This window comes from Rhizobium sp. 2YAF20 (assembly GCF_052114685.1).
Classification (GTDB): domain Bacteria; phylum Pseudomonadota; class Alphaproteobacteria; order Rhizobiales; family Rhizobiaceae; genus Rhizobium.
In genome coordinates this window covers 1-2,399 of the sequence record NZ_JBFRFF010000103.1, presented here as the reverse complement: position 1 = coordinate 2,399, position 2,399 = coordinate 1, and the positions used below count along the sequence as shown (strand labels likewise).

The following is a 2,399-nucleotide window of genomic DNA, read 5'->3' as shown; positions in this document are numbered from 1 at the left end:
CGAGCGGATCGACATTGTTCATTTTTGCGGTCTGAACGAGCGTTGCGATCGTGGCCCACGTCCGACCGCCGCCAGCACTGCCGGCGAAGAGCGAGTTTTTTCGAACGATAGCTTGGGGCCTGATAGCCCGCTCGACGATATTGGAGTCTATTTCGATGCGGCCGTCACGCAGGAACTGCTCAAAGGTCTCGCGCCGGTTGATGGCGTAGCGAATGGCTTCGGCAAGCTTGGATTTGCCAGAGATGCGGGGCAGCGTGTCCTGCCAGAGTTTGTAGAGATCGGCGACGATCGCGGCCGAGGCCTCCTGGCGCGCCGCACGGCGCACATCCGGGCTCTGTCCACGCACTTTCTCTTCAATTGCCCACAGCGCGCCCATCTTTTCGATCGTAACTGTTGCTACTTTCGAGCTGCTGCTGGCGTGCAGTTCGTAAAACCGACGTCGACTGTGCGCCCAGCACCCAGCCAGTAGAGCGCCGTCGTTTCCACGATCTGGACGGGCAACGCGATTGTAGGCCGCGTAGCCATCGATTTGCAGGATGCCGCGATAGCCTTCGAGATGACGCGCGACGCAATCGCCGGCTCGACTGTCTTCAAAGCGATAGGCTACCATCGGCGGTCCACTACCGCCGAACGGCCGATCATCTTTAGCATACGCCCATAGATACGCAGTCTTGGCCGACCCCGATCCGGGGACAAGCGTCGGCAACGTCGTCTCGTCGGCGAATATTCGCGCGCTTTGTTTGATCTGGTTGAAAGTGTAGTCTGCAAGGATCTCGAGTTCATACCCGAGCTTGCCCATCCACCGTGCCATCACCCCACGGTCGACTTTGACATGGTCGCGCAGGAAGATCGCCTCCTGCCGATAAAGCGGCAAGCCGTCGCCGTATTTGGAGACCGCGACAAAGGCGAGCAGCGCTTCCGTCGGGATGCCGCTTTCAACGATGTGCGCCGGTGCCAACGCCTGGATGACGCCGTCCTCGTTTTTGAAGGCATACTTGGGACGGTGGGTGACGATCACCCGGAACTTCGGTGGAATGATATCGAGACGCTCGGAGGTATCTTCGCCAATCAGGATCTTCTGCTTGCCCGCATGCTCGGGAAGCTCGTCCGGCTCGATGACTACATGAATGCGTTCCAGATGCGGCGGAAAGCCCTTGCGTGGACGTGGCGCACGCTTTGCAGCGGCTGGATTGCGGCCCTTGGAAACCARTGCCTCGATTGCGGCAATGCCAGTGTCGATTTCTTCGAAGACAAACGCACCCTGCTCGTCGAGATCCGCGTCGATGTCCTTGCCCTGCTTTTCCGAGCGTCTGCCATACCGGTATCGGTCGAAGGCTTTGAGGACCTGCTTCAACTTCGCGATCTGCTCGTCTGCGTCCGCATTSCGAGCCTTCAGATCCGCGACTTCGTCCTCCAGAACATCGGCGCGCGCAGCCTTTGCAGCCATCGCCAGGATCATGGCTTTCAGCGCATCAACGTCATCTGGGAGCTGTAAATCGGTTGCTGTCATGCCCGCAAGTAGAGCATATTTTGTCGGGAATTTCCTGCAGTTTCAGCTGCCTGATTCACTCTGCCGCAGGGCTTTTACCCAGCAAATTCCGGCCGTTTCACTGCAACCGAGCGGACGCGTTTCCAGTCCATGCCGTCAACGAGAGCAAGGAGCTGCGCATGATTGAGCTGCACGCGGGCAGGCCCGATCTTCGGCCAAACGAACTGATTTTTTTCCAGCCGCTTCGAATAAAGACAGACCCCGGAACCATCCCACCAGGCGATCTTAATTCTGTCTGCTCTCTTGGCCCGGAAGACATAAAGCGAGCCACTGAACGGATCATTGCCGGCATCGCGCACCAGCGACAAAAGGCTGTCGGGACCTTTACGGAAATCGACAGGATGGCTTGCCAAAAACACTTTCGCACCGGCCGGGATCATGCTGTGCGCACCGCCCGTATCAACCGAATGAGATGCGCCTCAGTGATCGTGGCATCCACTCGGATCATTGCGTCGCCGATCGTGATATCGACAGTGGAGCAGTTGCCGGTGGGATTCACAGACAAAAGATCGCCTTTGGCCATCGTGTTCACAGCAGCGGCTTTCAGCCGGGCAGTGCGCCGCCACGTAAACAACTGCGACGGATCAATCCCAATGCGTCGCGCAATCGCCGAAACACTCGCCCCAGGTTCCATGGCTTCGGCCACCGCCTGCGCCTTGAAATCGTCTGACCAACGACGGAACTGCCGCGGCGCACCCTCAAGGGGACTGGCCACAGCTTCGATCATATGGAATGTTCTATGTTCAGACATAGGCGCAGACATAGCAGTTCATACCAGAGCTCCCAATTTCTCAGGCACGAATAGAACCTCAGCAGCGCACTCGCCAGATGGGGTCTATGCATCGCTTAC

General features: G+C 58.2%; 3 protein-coding genes. All 3 read right to left on the bottom strand.

What is annotated here, in order from left to right; all coding sequences use genetic code 11:
- On the bottom strand, window positions 1-1,510 hold a 1,510-nt coding region (gene tnpC, locus AB4Z52_RS35955; RefSeq protein WP_442222572.1), incomplete at its 3' end, for an IS66 family transposase.
- 74 nt (window positions 1,511-1,584) lie between these two features.
- A complete protein-coding gene (gene tnpB / locus AB4Z52_RS35950; RefSeq protein WP_442222571.1) occupies window positions 1,585-1,929 on the bottom strand; it encodes an IS66 family insertion sequence element accessory protein TnpB in 345 nt (114 codons plus the stop codon).
- The gene (locus AB4Z52_RS35945) at window positions 1,926-2,276 is read right to left on the bottom strand and encodes a transposase (protein ID WP_442222570.1); all 351 of its coding nucleotides are present in this window, start codon (window positions 2,274-2,276) and stop codon (window positions 1,926-1,928) included. Before AB4Z52_RS35945 ends, tnpB begins: the two co-directional genes overlap by 4 nt.
- Between the last annotated feature and the right edge of the window lie 123 nt (window positions 2,277-2,399).